Origin of the sequence: Streptomyces sp. NPDC021749 (assembly GCF_040640655.1) — a bacterium.
In the GTDB taxonomy this organism is placed as follows: domain Bacteria; phylum Actinomycetota; class Actinomycetes; order Streptomycetales; family Streptomycetaceae; genus Streptomyces.
The window spans coordinates 331,389-348,211 of record NZ_JBFACE010000002.1 but is presented as its reverse complement, the minus strand read 5'-3'; the positions used below and the strand labels follow the sequence as shown (position 1 = coordinate 348,211).

Sequence of the window (16,823 nt, the reverse complement as noted above, 5' to 3'; positions counted from 1 at the left end):
TTGCCCCTGTCGCCTCTCCGGCCCACCCGAGCGAACGGGGCGGGCACCGGCGCCGCGCCTGGGTGCCCGCCCCGTTCCCTGGGTCCGGTGGGGACCCGGCGTCAGCCGAGCAGCTTCCGCATCGTGGCGATCTCCGCGTTCTGGGCGGTGATGATGTCAGCGGCGAGCTTCTTCGCCGGCCCGTACGCGCCCTGCTTCCGCTCGGTGCCGGCCATCGCGACCGCGCCCTGATGGTGCTTGACCATCAGCTTCAGGAACAGGGTGTCGAACGCCTTCCCGGTGGCGTTCTTCATCGTCGCCATCTCCTCGGCACTCATCATGCCGGGCATGGGCCGACCACCACCGTGGCCCATGCCCGGCATACCGTCCATGCCGTCCATGCCGTCCATGCCGTGTGTGCCGCCGTGCATCCCGGCCATGTCGTGATCCTGCGGGACCTTCTCGCCCCAGGACTTCAGCCAGCCGGACATCTTGGTGATCTCCGGGCCCTGGGCCTTCTTGACCGCGGCGGCGAGCGCCTTGACGTCTGCCGAACCGGCCCGGGTCGCGGCCAGGTCCGCCATGGCCACGGCCTGACGGTGGTGCGGGATCATCCCCTTCGCGAAGGTGACGTCGCCGGCGTTGTGCGTGCCCGTGGACGCGCCGGCGGTCGCGGACGGCTTGCCGCCCGGGGAGGCGTCGCCGGGCTTGCCGTCGTCGCTGCCGCAGGCGGACAGGGTGAGGGCCGCCGCGGTCACGGTGGCCGCCGCCAGCGCGGCGCGGCGGATCAGAACGGTTCGGGCATGACGGGTCGCGTGCATCACGCAGAGCTCCTGAGAGGTCGGTGGGTTGTGGGCGTGCTCGTGCGCGGCGCAGGCCTGCCGTGAGGGCGTACGGCGCTGCGCCGGGCGGGCGCGTCCTACAGCCGCAGGACCTGGAGCTGGGCGAGGGAGGGCGGGGAGCGGGCACCGGTCGTGCCGTCCGCCAGCCGGCCCGCGAGGGGCACCGCGTGGTCGGCGGCGCCCGTCAGGGAGGCCGGCAGCGCAGGCAGGACCACGGCGCCGGGCAGCGCGCCGGAGGCGCAGGTCGGGTCGGCGTGGTGGGTGTGCCCCTTGCCCCCGCCACTGTTCCGGGCGCCGTCGTCGGCGTGCTCGCCGTGGCCCTGCCAGGCGTGCTCGCCGTGGCCCGGGCAGGCGTGCCGCCCGGCGTGGTGGGCGACCGCGGCGGCCCTCACCATCGTCTGCCCGTGCTGGTGGGCGGCGTGCGGCCGGGACGGGGCGGTCGGCGGTGCACCGGTGTTCGCCAGTCCGTGCATGCCCAGCAGCCCCGCCAGCACGGTGAGGACGAGCAGCACCTTCAGCCGCAGCCGGGGCTGCGGGGCGGACGCGTGCTCGCGGATGCTCACGGGCCCATCGTAGGGAAGCCCGTACGGCGGGTCCGCGCCGGCACCGCGAGGGTCGTCCTGTGACCCGCGTCGCACAGCGCCGCCGCGAAGTCCCGCCTGCCCGTACCGGATTCATCAGGGCTTGTCGGTCATGCGGGGGCCGCCGCCCGGGAATCTGCACGGAAGCGTCACAACCTCTTCGTACCGCGTCCGGGGGGCGCCGTTAGCGTTGCTGGTCGCTCGATCCCGAGTGCGATGGTAATCCGGTCTCCGGCGCCCCTGGCGGCGCGACAGCACAGAAAGCTCGCAGATGGACTACTGCTCCTCGTGCCGCCGGAACCTCAACGGGGCCCTCGTCTGCCCGGGTTGTGGCGATTACGCCCCGGACATAGCCCCGCCCTCCCACCGCCAGGACCGTACGGGTGCCGAGGCGGCCGCGCTGTGGGAGTCCTGGCAGGCACCGGAGGCCACGGCCGCCGCCTCCTACGAGGACGTCATGACCCCGGCGCGGGCGGAAACGGCCGGCGGGACCGCACCGGAGGCGGGCCTCGCGGCCTCCGAGGGCGCGGACGTCCCGGCCGCCACCGGCACCGGACAAGGCCGCGCCGCCCGGCGCCGGCAGCTGGCGCGGTGGAAGAAGTACCGCCGCCGGGCGGTGGCCGCGACCGCGTTCGCGCTGGTCGGCGGCACGGTGACCGCGACGCTGCTGCAGAACAACCGGCCCGCCACCACCCACGCCCAGGCGTCCGCGGCACCGGACCCGGAGGCCGTGTCCGCACCTGGCACCCCGACCGCGTCGGAGGAGCCGGACGGGCGGGCCTCCCGGCACCCCGGCGACCGCGCTCCCCTGGGCCGCCACCGGAAGCCCGACGCGGGCGCCGGCCACTCCGCCGCCCCGGCGGCCCCGCAAGCGCACTCCGCCACCCCGACGCACCCCGCCGCGGCCCCGAGCACGGCACCCCACACCGCGGCCGCACCGGCGGCGGGCGGGCACTCCGGCCACACCGACACGGCACCCGCGGCCGCCCCGGCCTCCTCCGGGGGTTCCGACACGGGCTCGGGCGGCTCCTCGGCGCAGCAGCCCGCGGGCTCCGGCTCGGACTCGGGCACGTCCTCGACGACGTCGACGGCCCCGGATCAGCAGCCCTCGACGTCGCCGAGCTCGCCGTCCACCGAGCCGACCTCGCCGTCCCACCTCTGCGTGCTCGGCGTCGTCTGCCTCTGACCGGCCGGACCGTCGTTCAGCAGCCCCCGAGGTCCCGCCACGCCCCCTTCGCCGGTGGTGCCGGGCTCCTCGCCGGTCGTCCATGCGGATGCGGCGACGCTCCGGCCGGCCGGGGCCGGAGGGGCTGCGTCCCTGCCCGGCCGTCAGGCGGCGTCCTGGACCACTCGCCCACCCCGGACGAGGACGACGACGGCGAGCAGCCCGACGGCGACGAGCACGGCTCCCGCCACGGACAGCCCGGGCAGGGTGCCGAGGACGGCGACGCCGAGTGCGGAGCCCGCCTGACGGATGCCGTTCAGGGCCCCCTGGCCGGTCGCCGCGGACTCGGGTGGCGCGGCGACGGCCATCTCGGCCGCGGCACCGGGGATGGACAGGGTGCCGGTGGCGGCCAGCGCGAGTTCCGCCGCGATGAGGAGGGGCAGTGGCGGGTGCGGCCCGCTCACGCAGACCAGCAGCACTCCCGCCAGTGCGGCGGCGGACATGCCGGTCAGCAGGACCGGGCGCGCCCCGTACCGCGCCACCAGCCGCCCGGTGAAGAACGGCATCACACACACCGGGAAGGTGAGCGGCAGGACGGCCAGGCCGGCCCGGAACGGCGAGAGCGCGTACGCGTGCTGCAGCCACACGCTGAGCGTGTACAGCCCGCCGAAGTAGGCGAAGCAGGACACCGCCGCGGCCACCATGGCGACGCGGACCCGCGGCAGGGCGAACAGCGCGGGCGGGAGGACGGGGGCGGCGGCCCGGCGCTCCCACCGGGCCAGTACGGCGAAGGCGAGCAGCGCGGCGGCGATCGGGGCCCAGGCGGCGGGGGCGGCCCAGCCGTCGAGGCCCGACTCCACCAGGCCGAAGGTGAGCGCCCCGAGTGCGGCGGTGGAGAGCAGCAGACCGGTGCGGTCGACCGCCCGGCGGGCCCGGACCGGCGGGGCCGGCAGCCGACGGGCCAGCAGCAGGGCGGCCAGCGCGAGCGGCGGGTTGACCAGGAAGACCAGCTGCCAGCCGCCGAGTTCGACCAGGGAGCCGCCCAGGACCGGCCCGGCGGCCGCACCCAGTCCGCTCAGCGCCGCCCAGGCGCCGATGGCGCGGGTGCGGCGGGCGGGATCGGGGTGGAGCGCGATCAGCAGGGCGAGCGAGGCGGGCACCAGCCCGGCCCCGGCGGCACCGAGCAGTGCCCGGCCGGCGATGAGCAGACCGGCGTCGGGGGCGGCGGCGCAGAGCGCGGACAGCACGGCGAACGCGCAGAGCGCACCACGGTAGAGCCGCCGGGCGCCCCAGCGGTCGGCGAACACGCCGGCGGCGAGCAGCAGTCCGGCGAAGACGACGGTGTAGGCGTCGACGGTCCAGGGCAGCGCGGCGGGCGCCGGGTGGAGGTCGCGCTCCAGGTCGGGGACGGCGACGTTGAGGATGGAGGTGTCGAGGAGGACGAGCAGGTTCCCGGCCGCGATACCGGCGAAGGCGAGCCGCGAGCAGGGCGGGGCGGACGGCGGGGCGATCAGAGAAGTGTCTGCGGTCAGAGAACTGTCGGTGGACATGGGAGAACCGTCGCCCGGGGCCCGTTCGGCGCGCGACGACGCAATTCCGATGGGCCCATCGGGAATTCCGATGGCCGCCGTCACGGAGCCGGCCACCGCCCCCCAGCAGCGCCGGCGGCCGGTGGCATCCTGACCGCGTGGACACTCGCTATCTGCGTGCCTTCGTCGCCGTGGCCGACCACGGCGGAATCTCCGCAGCCGCCCAGCAGTTGGGCTACGCCCAGTCCAGCGTCAGCGCCCAACTCAAGCGACTGGAGTCGGAGTTGGGCACGACCGTGCTGACCCGCGGCGGATCCGCCGCGACGCTCACCGACGCCGGGCGGCGCCTGCTGCCGCATGCCCGCGAGGCGCTGGTGCTGGAGGACCGGATGCGCCGGGCCGCGCTCGGCGACCGCCCGCGGCTGCGGATCGGCGCCCAGGAGTCGCTGGCCCACGCCTGGCTGCCGGAGGTGCTGGCGGCGCTGGAGTACGGCGCGGGCGGGCCCGGCGCGAGCGCCGACATCGAGCTGACGGTGGCCAGCCGCAGCCGCCTCCACCCCGCCTTCGCCGCGGGCGAGCTGGACCTGGTGTTCCAGTACGACAACGGGGTGCGGGTGCTCGGCCCGCACGCCGTGGTGGGCCACGACCGCACCGTTCTCGCGGCCGCCCCCGGCCACCCGCTGGCCCGGCAGGACCCGGTGCCGCCCGCCGAGTTGCTCGGGTACGACTTCCTGGTCGCCGAGCGGAACTGCACCTCCGAGATGCTGGTGGACCGCTTCGGCCGGGATCTGCTCGCGGGGGCCCAGCTCACGATGGTCGTGGGCTCGCTGTCCGCACTGCTGCGGCTGATCGGGCACGGGCACGGCGTGGCACTGCTCCCGGAACTGGCGGTCGCCCGCGAACTGGCGGCCGGTGAACTGACCGCGCTGCGGCTGACCGAACGCCTCCAGCCGGTCGCCATCCTCGCCCAGTGGCACCCCCGCCTCGGCCTGGCCGAGCCCGCCGTACGGGCCCTGATCGACCTGGCCCGCCGGGCGGATCCGCTGCCCGGGGTCACCCACGGCGAGGACGACGCACGAACGGCCGGAGCGACCGGAGCGGCCGGAGCGACCGGAGCGGCCGGAGCGGCCGGAGCGACCGCGGCCTACTGAGCTGACGCGCCGCCGTGCCACAACTGCCCTTTCCAACACGGCAGTCACGCGAACAGCCCCCGACGGAGCGGGGGCCGTTCGATCGCTCACCCCCGGCTGCCGGGGGTACCGTTCTGGTGTCGAGCCAGAACGGAGTCGCGTATGCCCGAGCACGCCGACATGCACATCGGCGCCCGCGTCCGCACGATCCGGAAGCGCCGCGGACTGACGCAGCGAGAACTTGCAGATGCCTCCGGGGTGTCCGTGTCCCTCGTCCGGCAGTTGGAACAGGGCACGGCACCGGGCACACGCATGGAGACTGCCCACAAACTCGCGGCCGCTCTCCGTGTCACCACCACGACACTGCTGGAGCGCGACGACCAGCCCGGGGTCGAACCTGCCGAGCAGTGGCGTTCTCTCCAACTCGCCGTCCAGCTCGGCGCCGGCGGTCCCGCGGAACCGCCGACGGTGAAGGGCGTGGAAGCACTGTTGCCCAGCGTACGCAGTGCGTACTTCAGCAGCCGTCTCGCCGACCTCTCGGCGCTCCTGGCGCCGGCATTGCGCGATGCCGACGCGCTCGGGGACTCGGCCGTTGCCCGCGGGGTGCGCGCCCATCTGCTGCAGATTGCGGGGTCGGTGCTGACGCAGGTGCGCGAATTCGACGCCGCGGAGACCGCGCTGCAGCGCGCCTTGGACGACGCGCCTGACCGTTTGCGCGCAGCGGCGGTGGTCACTACCTGGAGCTGGCTTCTCGTCCGCCAAGGTCGACTGCAAGCAGCTCGGGAGCTGGCGACGCGTTGGGCCGACGACGTCGAGCCACGCATGTCGAGGGCGACGCCGGAGGAACTGGCAGCGTGGGGTTGGCTTCTGCTGCAGGCCTCGGCCGCGAACCTGCGGGACAACCGGCGTGGCGAGGCAGCCGACACCATGCGCCTCGCGCAGTCGGTGTCCGTCATGCTCGGCCGTGAGCTGCCGCGCGGTACCGAGCGGCTCACGACCTGGGGCCCCACGACCGTGCGCTACAAGGCGGCCGAGCGGCACATCGTCCTTGACGAGCCGGACAAGGTCCTGCGCGCGGCGAAGCGGCCCCGCCGCACGAGCGCTCGACAGCGGCCGGCGCTGGCGGTGTCGACGGAGTACCACCGGCACAGGCTGGACGTGGCGAAGGCGCACACGATGATGAGGCAGTACGGGGAAGCGGTCGACGTACTGGCCGACGTGCACGCGAACGCGCCCGAGTGGCTGGCCAGCCAGCGTTACGCGCAGGACATCTTGGGCGACGTGGTACAGAAGCGCCGGACGCTGACCCCGCGGATGCGGGAGTTGGCGGACGCCTTGTCAGTCCCGTTGTAGCAGCTGGCACTTCGGCTGCCGGGGCCGGGAAACTACCATTGAGGCGCTGGTCACACGCTCCTACCGTGACAGCATGGACACCGAGCGTGTACGGCTGGCGGCGTCTTCCGTCATCGGCGGCGACCCGGTCGACGTAGAGACCATCAGCGAGACGATCCGGCGCGCGCTGCGCCTCGGCAGCGGACGGCCGGATCGTGCCGAGCTGGCAGCGGCCCAGGAGGAGTTACGGGGGCACATCGCCCTCCTCGTCCCCCTCGCCCGGCAGGAGATCCGCCGTCTCAGCCGCCGCGGGGACGAGACCCGGGCGCGTGAGCTCGCGGCCCGACTCGACGGTACGGAGCACCGGGCCGGGCAGCAGCTCCGGCCCGACGTCCTCGCCGCGCACGTGCAGATCGGGCACCTCACACGGGACTGCCAGTACCTGCTGGCCACCCACACCGCGAGGGACTGGCGATGAGCCCGGCCCCGTTGGCGTTCGTCCGAACGGCGGACACGGCCCCCTGAGACGATCCGCCGCCGTGCCCAACCGCCCCTCCCTGCAGGGCAGTCACGCGAACGGCCCCCGACGGAGCAGGGGCCGTTCGCTCGCTCGTGCCCCGACTACCGGGGGTACCGTTCTGGTGTCGAGCCAGAACAGGAGCCAGTATGCCTGCCATCCCGTCTGAGCACACCGGCGCGCGCGTGGCGCGCCTCCGGCAGATCCACCACCTCACCCAAGCTGGGCTGGCCCAGCGTGCCCACATCTCAACGTCGCTGGTCAGCAAGGTCGAGCAGGGCAAGGCGCCGGCCAGTCCGGCATTCATCGGCGCCGTGGCCCGCGCCATGGGCCTGTCCACCGCGGACATCACCGGCCAGCCGTACATCGAGGAACTGCGCGCCGATCAGCTGGATCGACTGATCCAGCCCATCCGGGAGGCGCTCGACGTCTACGACCTCGGTGCCGACCCGGAGATCCAGCCGCGTTCACACCTCACCTTGCACGCCGAGGCCGACCAGTTGTGCGCGAAGGTCCGGGAGACCAACATCAAGGGCGCGGCCACCGAGTTGCCGGCGCTGATTCACGAGGCGACGACCGCGGCCTACCTCGCCCCGTCGGACGACGTGTGGCGCACGCTCGCGAGTCTGTACCGCACTGCTTACGACGTGGCGACGAAGCTGGGCTACACCGACCTCGCCACGCTCGCACTCGACCGGCTGGAGTGGGCGGCGACAAGGGCATCCGATGCGGTGCTGGGCACCCTGCGGCAGTACCTGCGGGGGCTGGCGTACCTGCGGGCCGCGCAGTACACCACCGGCAAGCGGCTGGTGGGCATAGGGCTGCGGACCGTCGAGCAGGCCGAGGCAGGCCTGTTGCGGGACGTGGTGACGGGGCAACTCCACCTGGGCGCCGCGATCCTGGCCGCTCGCGACGGGCGCGAAGACGATGTCACGGGCCACCTTGACGAGGCGCAACGGATCGCTGACCGTACGGGCCCTGTCGAGCAAGCCCTGTGGGTCAGCTTCGGCCCTGCGAACGTAACCCTTCACCGCGTGGCAGCTCTCTCCGAAATGGACAAGTACGCCGAGGCGGTGCAGGCCGCCGGCGGTGCGGACCTCAGCACGTTGCCGCCGTCCCGCGTCGGCCACCACCACGCGGACGTGGCGCGGGCGCAGATGTGGTCGGGCCGGCCGGACGATGCGTACGCGTCGCTGCGCCGGGCGCGGACGGTGGCTCCGCAGCAGACGCGCTACAGCCCGGTCGTGCGCCAGACGATGGAGGATCTGACGTCGCACTACCGCAGCGTGCCTGACAGCTTCTCGCACTTCGCGCACTGGATCGGCATGTGAAAAGTAACGTCGCGTAGAGGCTTGGCCCCGGCTGTCAAACACCTTTGATAGTTGGGGCCTTGGCAGGTCGGCACGCTGAGCGTGTGAGCCAGAACACTCCCGCTCAGGGGCCGATGATGCAGACGCAGCCAACACCGCAAGAAGTACGTGTCGACGCGTGTCCGGTCGACGTGGCGACGATCAGTGAGACGATCCGGCGCGCCCTGCGCCTCGGCAGCGGTCGGCCGACCACTGCCGAACTGGTAGCCACCCAGGAGGAGTTAAAGGGACACATCGCCCTGTTCATCCCCCTCGCCCGGCAGGAGGTCCGCCGTCTCCGCCGTCGTGGGGACGAGACCCAGGCCCGTGAGCTCGCGGCCCGCCTCGACGGTACGGAGCACCGGGCCGCGCAGGAGCTCCGGCCCGACGTCCTCGCCGCACACGTGCAGATCGGGCACCTCGCGCGGGACTGCCAGTACCTGCTGGCCACACACACCGCCGCGGACTGGCGATGAACCGGGCCCCGCTGGCGTTCCGTCTACGACCGGTGCACCAGCCGCGGCCGGCGCGCCCGCAGCGAGCTGGACAGGCGGCTGACCGGTTGTCACGTCTACGCGGACCGCATGGGGTGGGTGCTGGCCGGGCACTGGCTCGACCTCGGCGGCCACGCGATGGGCACCCACCGCCCGCAGCTCGGCGCCCTGCTGGACGTGATGCGGGCGGAGGCCGGCCGCCGGGAGGTGCTGTGCCTGATCCACACCTGGGGCCGGCTGGCGAACGACGACACCCACCGGCAGGTGCTCCAGCGGCGCATCGTGGAGGCCGGCGGCTGGACGATCACCAGCTTCGGTGAGACCGACCGGCACGGCGCCCGCGCCGCACTGGCGGAGAGACAGCGGTGACGCCGCAGCGGCGCCGCAGCGCCAGGTACACCGCTACGGGATGCGGGGGTACGTGTGTCGGTCCGGACATCACCCGCGGCAGGTCAGCTGGCCGCCCGCGTCCGGGACTTGAGGACCTGGGTGCCGACGGCGAGGGTGACGGCCAGGAGGAGGACGTAGAAGACGCCTATCTTGCGTAGGTCGTCGAGGAAGTACCAGATGGCGGTGAGGGCGGTGAACCAGAAGGCCACCAGCGCGAAGCCGCCGGCGTGGTCGTCCCGGTACCCGGCGACGAAGCACAGCGCGGCGACCACCGCCAGGAGCAGGGCGATGACGACGTAGTGGGTGTCCCAGTCCAGGTAGCCGCGGGCCAGTTCGGACCATACGGCCACGGCCTCGGCCACCGGGCCCCACACCACCGCGCAGGCGAGCCGCGCCGACCAGAGCAGCAGCACCGCACCGGCGACCGCGGCGAGCAGCGCGACCCGGGAGAACTGGCCCACCTCGATCACCTGCGAACGGGAGATGACCAGCGACAGCACACAGCCGAGCAGCGCGACCGCACCTTCGGGCGTGGGCCGGAAGACCACCCGGCCGGGCAGCCACCGGCGCCGCGGCCGCGGTGCGGGCTCCGGCGCGGCGGCCGGATCGGTCGACGGGGCTGCGCCCTTCGGCGGGGCCGGAGCGGGCGAGGGGGCCGGAGCGTGCGAGGGGGCCGGAGCGGGCGAGGGGGCCGGAGCGGGCGACGGGGGCGGGCCGGCCGGGGCCGCCGCCCGCGGATCGAACGTGGTGGGGGTCGGGACGGCGGCGGGTGCGGGGGATGCGGCCGCCGCGGTGAGGGCGGCGCGCATCGCGGCGGCGCTCGGGTGGCGGCCGTCGCGGTCCTTGTGGAGGGCCCGGACGATCACCTCGTCGAGCGCGGGCGGGAGTTCCGGCCGGAGCCGGGACGGCGGCACCGGGTCGGCCACCAGGTGCTGGTGCATGACCGAGAACGGCGAGTCCCCGGTGTACGGCGGGCGGCCGGTCAGCAGTTCGTGGAGCAGGCAGGCCACCGCGTAGAGGTCGGTGCGGTGGTCGGTCTCGGCGCCGTTGATCTGTTCCGGCGCGAGGTAGGCGGGCGTGCCGACCGCGACCCCCGTCCCGGTCAGCCGGGTGGCCATCTCACTGACCGCCTTGGCGATGCCGAAGTCGACGACCTTGGCGGTGCCGGCGTCGGTGAGCATCACGTTGGCGGGCTTGATGTCGCGGTGGACGATGGCGTGCCGGTGGCTGTGGTCGAGCGCGTCCAGCACCTGGCAGGTGAGGTCGACGGCCTGCGCCAGGGGCAGCGGGCCCGCGTCGAGGACCCGGCTCAGGGTGCGGCCCTCGACGTACTCCATCACCAGGAAGGGCTCGGTGGACCCGTCGGCGGTGTCCTCGCCGACGTCGTGCACGGTGGCCACGCCTGGGTGGTTGAGCGCGGCGGCGGCCCGCGCCTCGCGCTGGAACCGGCTGCGGAACTCGGGCTGCCGGGCCAGCTCGGCGGAGAGCGTCTTGACCGCGACGGTGCGGCGCAGCCGGTGGTCGACGGCGCGGTGCACCGTCCCCATCCCGCCCTGACCGAGCTGTTCCACCAGCTCGTAACGCTGCCCCAACATCCTGCGCTCCACCGGGTTCCTCCACGGACCGTCACCGTTTGCACCACGGCCGAAGACGCCGCCGTGCGGGGGCGGGTTCCGTGTGGGGAGGGCGTGTGGGATCTCCCACTGCGCCGGCCGCGGCGGTCCCGAGGCGGTCCGGACCGTCAATCCCCGACGCCGATGAGCGCCAGCGTGATGTTGTCGGGGCCGCCGGCCTCGATGGCGGTCTTCCACAGTTCGAAGGCGGCCCGGCCGGTGTCGTGGGCGCGCAGCAGGTCGTCGAGGGCGGGTTCGGGGACCGGGTCGGTCAGGCCGTCGGTGCACACGAGGTAGCGGTTGCGGGGGGTGAGCGGGGCGGTGGTGACGTGCGGGGTGATCTCGTTGTACGTCCGGGTGCCGCCGAGCGCCTGGGTGACCAGGGACGTGGTGCGGCGGCCCGGGGCGAGCGGCGGGCTGTCGTCCACGCTCATCCGGTGCAGGCCCTCCTCCGTCACGGACAGCACCCGGCTGTCGCCGACGTTGAACACCAGCAGGGATTCGGACAGCACGACCGCGCCGGCGACCGTCGTGCCCATGGTGCTCAGTTCCGGGTCCCGGCCTGCGGCCGCGTACACCGCCCGGTTGCAGACGTCCAGGGCCTCCCGGACCGCCTCTTCGCTGCCGAGCCCGGGGCCGACCGCGGCCAGCTGCCGGACGGTCAGCGCACTGGCCACCTCGCCGGCCGGCTGTCCGCCGATGCCGTCGGCGACCGCGACCACCAGCGGGGTACCGAGCGGGAAGACCAGCGTCTGCGGGTTCTCGGTCACCGTGCCGCACAGCGTCCACGGCCCGGCCACCAGGCTGTCCTCGTTGTGGTCGCGCATCAGCCCGGGATGGCTGAGGGCGGTGACGGTGATGTACGGCATGGCGGGTCCCGTCTCTCGTCGGCCGGCGCGGGCCGGCCGTGGTCAGCCCTGGCCCCCGCTGCCGCCCAGGGTGCGGCGCCGCAGGAGCCGGGTGATGTCCTTGGCGGTGACGATCCCGACGAGGTGGCCGCCGTCGACGACCAGGATGCGCGGGCCGGTGCGCAGCCCGATCCGGTCGATCGCCTCGCTCAGCTCCTCCTCCGGGGCGGCGACCGCGCACTGGGACAGCGGCACCGCCACCTCGCGCACCCGCAGCGTCTCCCGTTCGGCCACCGGTACGGCCGCCAGCCGGCGCAGCTGGACGAGCCCGCTGGGGCGGCCCTCGAAGTCCAGCAGCGGCACGGCGGAGTGGTGCGAGGGCACGGCGACGTCGTCGATGAAGTGCTGGACGCTCAGCCAGTCGGCGCCGGTGGTCACCGGGGTGGTCATGGCGTCGGCGACCCGTACGCCGCGCAGCTCGGTGTGGAGCGCGGCGCGGCGGCGTTCCGCACCGGCCACGACCATCACGAAGAGCCCGATGAAGACGATCCACAGTCCGCCGGGCGCCCCGCGCAGCACGGAGATCCAGCCGGCGGCCACCAGCAGGACGGCGAGCACCTGACCGCTGCGGGAGGCCGCCAGGTCGGCCCGGTCGCGGTCCCCGGTCCGCCACCACAGGACGGCCTGGACCACCCGCCCGCCGTCGAGCGGTACGGCCGGCAGCAGGTTGAAGACGCCGAGGAAGAGGTTGGCCCAGCCGAGCCACATCAGCACCACCGCGGGCACCTCGGCCCAGCCGGTGAGCTGGTGCAGCCCGATGCCCGCGCCGAGCGCGGCGCCGCCGATGAGCAGGCTGGTGAGCGGGCCGCTGACGGCGACCGCGAAGGCCGCGGCGGCGCTCTGCGGCCGGCCCATCCGGGTCATCCCGCCCAGCGCCCACAGCGTCACGTCCTCGACGGAGATCTGCCTGCGGCGCGCGGTTGCGGCATGGGCGGTCTCGTGCAGCAGCAGGCTGCCGGTGAGCAGCGCGGCACCGACGACGCCGGCCAGGGCGTAGACCGCGTCCGGCCGGCCCGGGGTCCAGGCGGGCAGCGCCTGCCGGCCGAGCCCGTAGGCGAACATCACCACCAGCAGGGGCACGCTCCAGTGCATCCGCAGCGGTACCCCGGCAACCTGTCCGACACGCACTGAGCCGTTCATCGCCGTCTCCCACGCCCATTGTCGCTCGCCGACCGGGGTCTACGCTGGACAGACGTCCTACGCTGGTCGTACGGGCGCGATCGCCTCGCGCCGTCCGTACCGGGCTCAGCCGGAGGTGCGCCATGGGGCACAGCCACCACTTCCACCTTGATCAGGGGGGCCACTCGATCACCGTGAACGTCGGGCCGGGCCGGGACGGGGAGCTGGAGCTCCTCGTCGACGGCAAGGTCGTCGCGTACCGGAAGCACCACGCGCCGGGGATGAACGTGCTGACCGGTGAGCTGCCCGACGAGCCCGCCCACCCCTTCCGGGTCCTGCTGCGGCAACCGCACCTGGTCCCGTCCGTGCCGCGCTGCACGCTGGAGCTGGACGGGGTCAAGCAGCCGATGCCGGAGCGGATGGTGCTCTGAAGCCGGGGCCGCGGTTCCGGGGCGTCGCCCCGGGGCCGCCCCGGCGCGCGTCCGGGGGCGGGCCCGGGGGCCGCGGGCCGCGGGGCCGTCCGGGGGAGGCGCCGGGCCCGTCCCTAACGGCAGCACACCGACCCGAGTTGTTGGGCCACCCGGCTGATTCTGGCCGACGAGCGTTTTACCTCCTGCGGGTTGAAGGGGGATGCGGACCGGCGGGCGCAGCACGATACGTCTGGCATCGGAACGATGAACAGGCGAGGGAGCATCGTGAGAAGACTTGCGCAGGCGGGCACCGTCATCGGGGCGTGCGGGCTGGTGCTGCTCAGCACCAACCCCGCCCAGGCCGTGACCATTCCGGGCGAATCACTGCTGTCGGCGGTGGCCGGGGCCGACCTCGGCACCGTCACCGGCATGGTGTCGGGCGTGGTGTGCAACAACCGCCTGGCCGATTTCCACTACAAGTCCCCGAGGATCAATTCGCCGTCGCCGCAGCCCTGCATCAACGGGCCGGTCAAGAGCGGCAACAGCCTGCACAGCGGAAACTTCATCAACCACGGAAACCCGAACCACAGCGGCAACTTCGCGAACACCAACGGCTCGACCAACAGCTCCAACCTGGTCAGCGGCGCCCAGCAGGGCAGCGGCAACACCGTCCAGAAGATCCTCAAGCTGCATCCCTGACCGTCCACACCTCACACAGCGGCCCCGCTTCCCGGTACGTACCGGGAAGCGGGGCCGCCTCAGTTGGCCGTCAGATCTTGGTCGATCCGGGGCCGTTGTGCTGGATGTCGTTGCCGGTGTGGTTCTCGGCACCCGTCGTGCCGCCGCTGTCGACGTTCGTGTTGCCGTTGCTGTTGGTCGGGCTGCCGCTGTCGCTGTTGTTGCCGGACATGTGGACGTTCTGCGAGTTCTTCGTATTACCGGAGTTGACCGGTCCGTTGACGCAGATCCGGGCTCGCGGCGAGCAGCGGATGATGGAGTGGAAGGAGGCCCAGACGTCGCTGTCGATCACGTTGCCGCCCGTTCCGAATCCCCCGTAGCCGCCGTCCCAGGCCAGGGCGGGGCTGACCCCGCCGGCGGCCAGGAGCATGCCGCAAGCTCCTGCGATCACGATGCTGACGCGTGTTCTCTTCTTCACTGTGCGCTCCTGCACTTCGCGGTGGATGAACCCGCGGTCTTGCTACCGGGCGGGCCCGCCTGCACCAAGCCTGAGCAACGGCCCGTCCCTCGCATTCACCCTCTCCGACCACTGGATTCACCGTGACGGCCCTCGCTTCCCGGCCCCCCGCGGCGGAGCGCGGCGTCCCGCCGCCACCCGCCCGCGACACCCGCGCGCCGGCCGGATCCGTCTCCCCGCCGCCGGGCGCCGGGGCCCGCTACGCCCGGAGGCGCAGCCGCTGGCCCGGGTAGATGTGGTCCGGCCCGTGCGGGAGCCGGTGCCTGTTGAGCTCGTAGAGGGCCTGGGTGCCACCGGGGACGTGGTGCCGCTCGGCGATGGCGGAGAGGCAGTCCCCGGTGCGGACGACGTAGGTCGCGCGGTTGGGGTGGTGGTACGCCGCGGTACGGACCGGGGCATGGGACCGGTCCGACGGCGTCTGCCGGGCCAACTGATCGAGGTCGTCGGGCACTTGTTGCTCCGGTTCCGTCGTCGGCGGGGTCTCCTGCGAGGCCGGGGAGGCGGCGGTCGGCGGGGCGTGCCGGCCCGAGGTGGTGGCCCTGGGGGACTGCTGGGTGTAGGCGCAGCGCGGCCAGGCGGAGAGGCCGCGGTCGCGGACGATGCGCCGGCCGACGGCGATCTGCTCGGAGCGGGTGGCGAGGTCGGCCCGCGGGGCGTACCGGCCGCCGCCGTAGGCGCGCCAGGTGGCGGGGTCGATCTGCAGTCCGCCGTGGTAGCCGTTGCCGCTGTTGATGTGCCAGCGGCCGTTGCTCTCGCAGTCGGCGATCCGCTCCCAGTCGGGCACCGGCCCGGACGGCGCGCCCGCGGCGGCCCGGTGGACGGCGAGGCCGACGACGGCAAGCACCGCCAGCAGCACGGGCAGGACCGTACGGACGGATCGCTCGGCGAGGGGCGACGGCATCACGGGAATCCTCCGCTGTGCTTGCTCCGGCGGCGCCGTGACGCGCTACTCGCCACGACCGGTGGGCAGGCACCAAGTAACCCGGCAATATGGTTTTCGGCATGTCCGGGGCGTGCGACATGCGCGAGTTTCACCCGGGTGGTCCTTTGCCCGTCCGGCACCGGTGCCGTAGCGGTCCTTACCGCTGCCGTCGCCCTCGCTCGCCCGCCTTACGGCCCGAATTCCGGCCAATGGCGGGAATTCCCCGCCGCCCGCATTCCCCGGCCGGATGTGGGAACGGGCATTCAGCTGACCGAATAGGCGAAGGAAGGGGCGAGCGGCAGCGGTTCCGGGGTGGCCACCGCGAACTCGTAGGACGGCGAGAAGGTGAAGTTCCGTACCGAGACCGGCACTTCGCAGCCGTAGGGGCCGGGCACGGTGACCGTGCCGTGATCCGCCGGGAAGCCGGCCTCGATGCGCTCCGGAGCGATGGACAGCCCCCCGCCGGCGGCCTGCATGGCGGCGTCCTTGCGGACCCAGAAGCGGGTGATCATCCGCTCCCGCTCGGTCTCCGGGAAACGGTCCGCGGCATGCAGTTCCCGGGCGGTCAGCACCTCGCACGGGGTGTGCGGCGGCGGGCTCCCGCGGCGCACCGACTCCACCGAGAAGCCCATCTGCCGGGCGTCCTCCCCGCAGGCCACGACCAGCAGGCCGCGGGTCCCGCACAGCTCCCAGTGGGTGGCCCCGGCCATCGCGGTGCTCACCCGGGCGGGGAGCCCGGCCAGCAGCCAGCGGCGCGAGGCGTCGTCGAGGGTGGCCGCGGAATGGCCGTTGAGCCCCAGACAGCTGTCCGGGGACAGCGCACTGCCCGAGCCGCGGAGGGAGGAGGGCGAGCCGGCGGAGGAGGGGGCGGACGGCAGGTACGACAGGGAGGGGGAGGGGACGAGAGCGGACGGGGACGACGGGGAGGGGCCGTCCTCGCCGATCGGGACGATGAATATGGGGACGGGGGCGAGGGGTGCCAGGCGGGGCCGGGCGGGCTGGTGCGGGTGACCGGGGACGTCCTGGTCAAGGGGTCCCGGACAGAGTTCGAGAAGAGCGGCGTTCGTTTCCACGTACTTTCCGTCCTCCACTGGTGAGCGGTGCCGAGGCTGCCCTGGGTGAGTGGCAGCCCGTCAAACAGTTGGAGTCTCCCCCTATTCCACCTACATCGATCGATACAGACAGCCCAAGGTTTGCAGATCCTCTGGATCCTTCGAGTCATCCCTCCTGCTGATGTCCGGCTACATACTTCGATGTACGGGAGACCTCACCAAATTCGGGCGCCAGGGCCAAGAGAACGGGCAACGCCCGGAAGTACTGTCCTCGTGTGTGGTTACGTCTTTTCAGA

18 protein-coding genes are annotated in these 16,823 nt (G+C 73.5%); 9 read left to right on the top strand and 9 right to left on the bottom strand.

Features of this window, described 5'->3' with window-relative positions; translation table 11 throughout:
- Positions 1 to 101: 101 nt before the first annotated feature.
- Together AB0G35_RS03415 and AB0G35_RS03410 are read right to left on the bottom strand one after the other, a co-directional pair.
- Entirely contained in the window at positions 102 to 800 is a 699-nt protein-coding gene (locus tag AB0G35_RS03415) for a DUF305 domain-containing protein (protein ID WP_360942911.1), read from the bottom strand.
- Between the two features lie 98 nt (positions 801 to 898).
- Positions 899 to 1,384 carry a DUF6153 family protein gene (locus AB0G35_RS03410; protein ID WP_360942908.1) on the bottom strand — a complete coding sequence of 162 codons (486 nt, stop codon included), beginning with the start codon at positions 1,382 to 1,384 and terminating at the stop codon, positions 899 to 901.
- 289 nt (positions 1,385 to 1,673) lie between these two features.
- Between AB0G35_RS03410 and AB0G35_RS03405 the strand changes: the two genes are divergently transcribed.
- Complete coding sequence (locus AB0G35_RS03405) at positions 1,674 to 2,588, top strand: hypothetical protein (protein WP_360942905.1); 915 nt, start codon at positions 1,674 to 1,676, stop codon at positions 2,586 to 2,588.
- Between the two features lie 143 nt (positions 2,589 to 2,731).
- Here the strand turns inward: AB0G35_RS03405 and AB0G35_RS03400 are convergent, their stop codons facing one another.
- Positions 2,732 to 4,117, bottom strand: coding sequence for an MFS transporter (locus tag AB0G35_RS03400; protein ID WP_360942902.1), 1,386 nt, complete (start codon positions 4,115 to 4,117; stop codon positions 2,732 to 2,734).
- Positions 4,118 to 4,254: 137 nt separating this feature from the next.
- On the opposite strand from AB0G35_RS03400, the gene AB0G35_RS03395 reads away from it, so the two are divergent.
- The 6 genes from AB0G35_RS03395 to AB0G35_RS03370 all read left to right on the top strand — a co-directional run bounded on the left by AB0G35_RS03395 (position 4,255) and on the right by AB0G35_RS03370 (position 9,287).
- Positions 4,255 to 5,247, top strand: coding sequence for a LysR family transcriptional regulator (locus tag AB0G35_RS03395; RefSeq protein ID WP_360942899.1), 993 nt, complete (start codon positions 4,255 to 4,257; stop codon positions 5,245 to 5,247).
- A 141-nt stretch (positions 5,248 to 5,388) separates the two neighbouring features.
- On the top strand, positions 5,389 to 6,579 hold the full coding sequence (locus AB0G35_RS03390) for a helix-turn-helix transcriptional regulator (protein WP_360942896.1): 1,191 nt from the start codon (positions 5,389 to 5,391) through the stop codon (positions 6,577 to 6,579).
- A 73-nt stretch (positions 6,580 to 6,652) separates the two neighbouring features.
- Positions 6,653 to 7,036 carry a DUF6415 family natural product biosynthesis protein gene (locus AB0G35_RS03385; protein WP_360942893.1) on the top strand — a complete coding sequence of 128 codons (384 nt, stop codon included), beginning with the start codon at positions 6,653 to 6,655 and terminating at the stop codon, positions 7,034 to 7,036.
- Positions 7,037 to 7,224: 188 nt separating this feature from the next.
- A complete protein-coding gene (locus AB0G35_RS03380) occupies positions 7,225 to 8,406 on the top strand; it encodes a helix-turn-helix transcriptional regulator (protein WP_360942890.1) in 1,182 nt (393 codons plus the stop codon).
- A 170-nt stretch (positions 8,407 to 8,576) separates the two neighbouring features.
- Entirely contained in the window at positions 8,577 to 8,900 is a 324-nt protein-coding gene (locus AB0G35_RS03375) for a DUF6415 family natural product biosynthesis protein (protein ID WP_360942887.1), read from the top strand.
- A gap of 108 nt (positions 8,901 to 9,008) precedes the next feature.
- Entirely contained in the window at positions 9,009 to 9,287 is a 279-nt protein-coding gene (locus AB0G35_RS03370; protein ID WP_360942884.1) for a hypothetical protein, read from the top strand.
- A gap of 83 nt (positions 9,288 to 9,370) precedes the next feature.
- Here AB0G35_RS03370 and AB0G35_RS03365 read toward each other — a convergent pair whose 3' ends face one another.
- From AB0G35_RS03365 to AB0G35_RS03355, 3 genes are all read right to left on the bottom strand, one after another.
- The gene (locus AB0G35_RS03365; protein ID WP_360942881.1) at positions 9,371 to 10,903 is read right to left on the bottom strand and encodes a protein kinase; all 1,533 of its coding nucleotides are present in this window, start codon (positions 10,901 to 10,903) and stop codon (positions 9,371 to 9,373) included.
- 146 nt (positions 10,904 to 11,049) lie between these two features.
- A complete protein-coding gene (locus AB0G35_RS03360; protein ID WP_360942878.1) occupies positions 11,050 to 11,790 on the bottom strand; it encodes a PP2C family serine/threonine-protein phosphatase in 741 nt (246 codons plus the stop codon).
- A gap of 42 nt (positions 11,791 to 11,832) precedes the next feature.
- Positions 11,833 to 12,969: a site-2 protease family protein gene (locus AB0G35_RS03355; RefSeq protein WP_360942875.1), complete on the bottom strand. Its 1,137-nt coding sequence runs from the start codon at positions 12,967 to 12,969 to the stop codon at positions 11,833 to 11,835.
- Between the two features lie 122 nt (positions 12,970 to 13,091).
- Between AB0G35_RS03355 and AB0G35_RS03350 the strand changes: the two genes are divergently transcribed.
- Positions 13,092 to 13,379, top strand: coding sequence for a hypothetical protein (locus AB0G35_RS03350; RefSeq protein WP_360942872.1), 288 nt, complete (start codon positions 13,092 to 13,094; stop codon positions 13,377 to 13,379).
- A 264-nt stretch (positions 13,380 to 13,643) separates the two neighbouring features.
- The gene (locus AB0G35_RS03345; RefSeq protein ID WP_360942869.1) at positions 13,644 to 14,057 is read left to right on the top strand and encodes a hypothetical protein; all 414 of its coding nucleotides are present in this window, start codon (positions 13,644 to 13,646) and stop codon (positions 14,055 to 14,057) included.
- Between the two features lie 70 nt (positions 14,058 to 14,127).
- Here the strand turns inward: AB0G35_RS03345 and AB0G35_RS03340 are convergent, their stop codons facing one another.
- From AB0G35_RS03340 to AB0G35_RS03330, 3 genes are all read right to left on the bottom strand, one after another.
- Complete coding sequence (locus AB0G35_RS03340) at positions 14,128 to 14,466, bottom strand: hypothetical protein (protein WP_360942866.1); 339 nt, start codon at positions 14,464 to 14,466, stop codon at positions 14,128 to 14,130.
- 286 nt (positions 14,467 to 14,752) lie between these two features.
- Positions 14,753 to 15,454: a transglycosylase family protein gene (locus AB0G35_RS03335; protein WP_360942863.1), complete on the bottom strand. Its 702-nt coding sequence runs from the start codon at positions 15,452 to 15,454 to the stop codon at positions 14,753 to 14,755.
- A gap of 284 nt (positions 15,455 to 15,738) precedes the next feature.
- On the bottom strand, positions 15,739 to 16,548 hold the full coding sequence (locus AB0G35_RS03330) for a hypothetical protein (protein ID WP_360942860.1): 810 nt from the start codon (positions 16,546 to 16,548) through the stop codon (positions 15,739 to 15,741).
- Between the last annotated feature and the right edge of the window lie 275 nt (positions 16,549 to 16,823).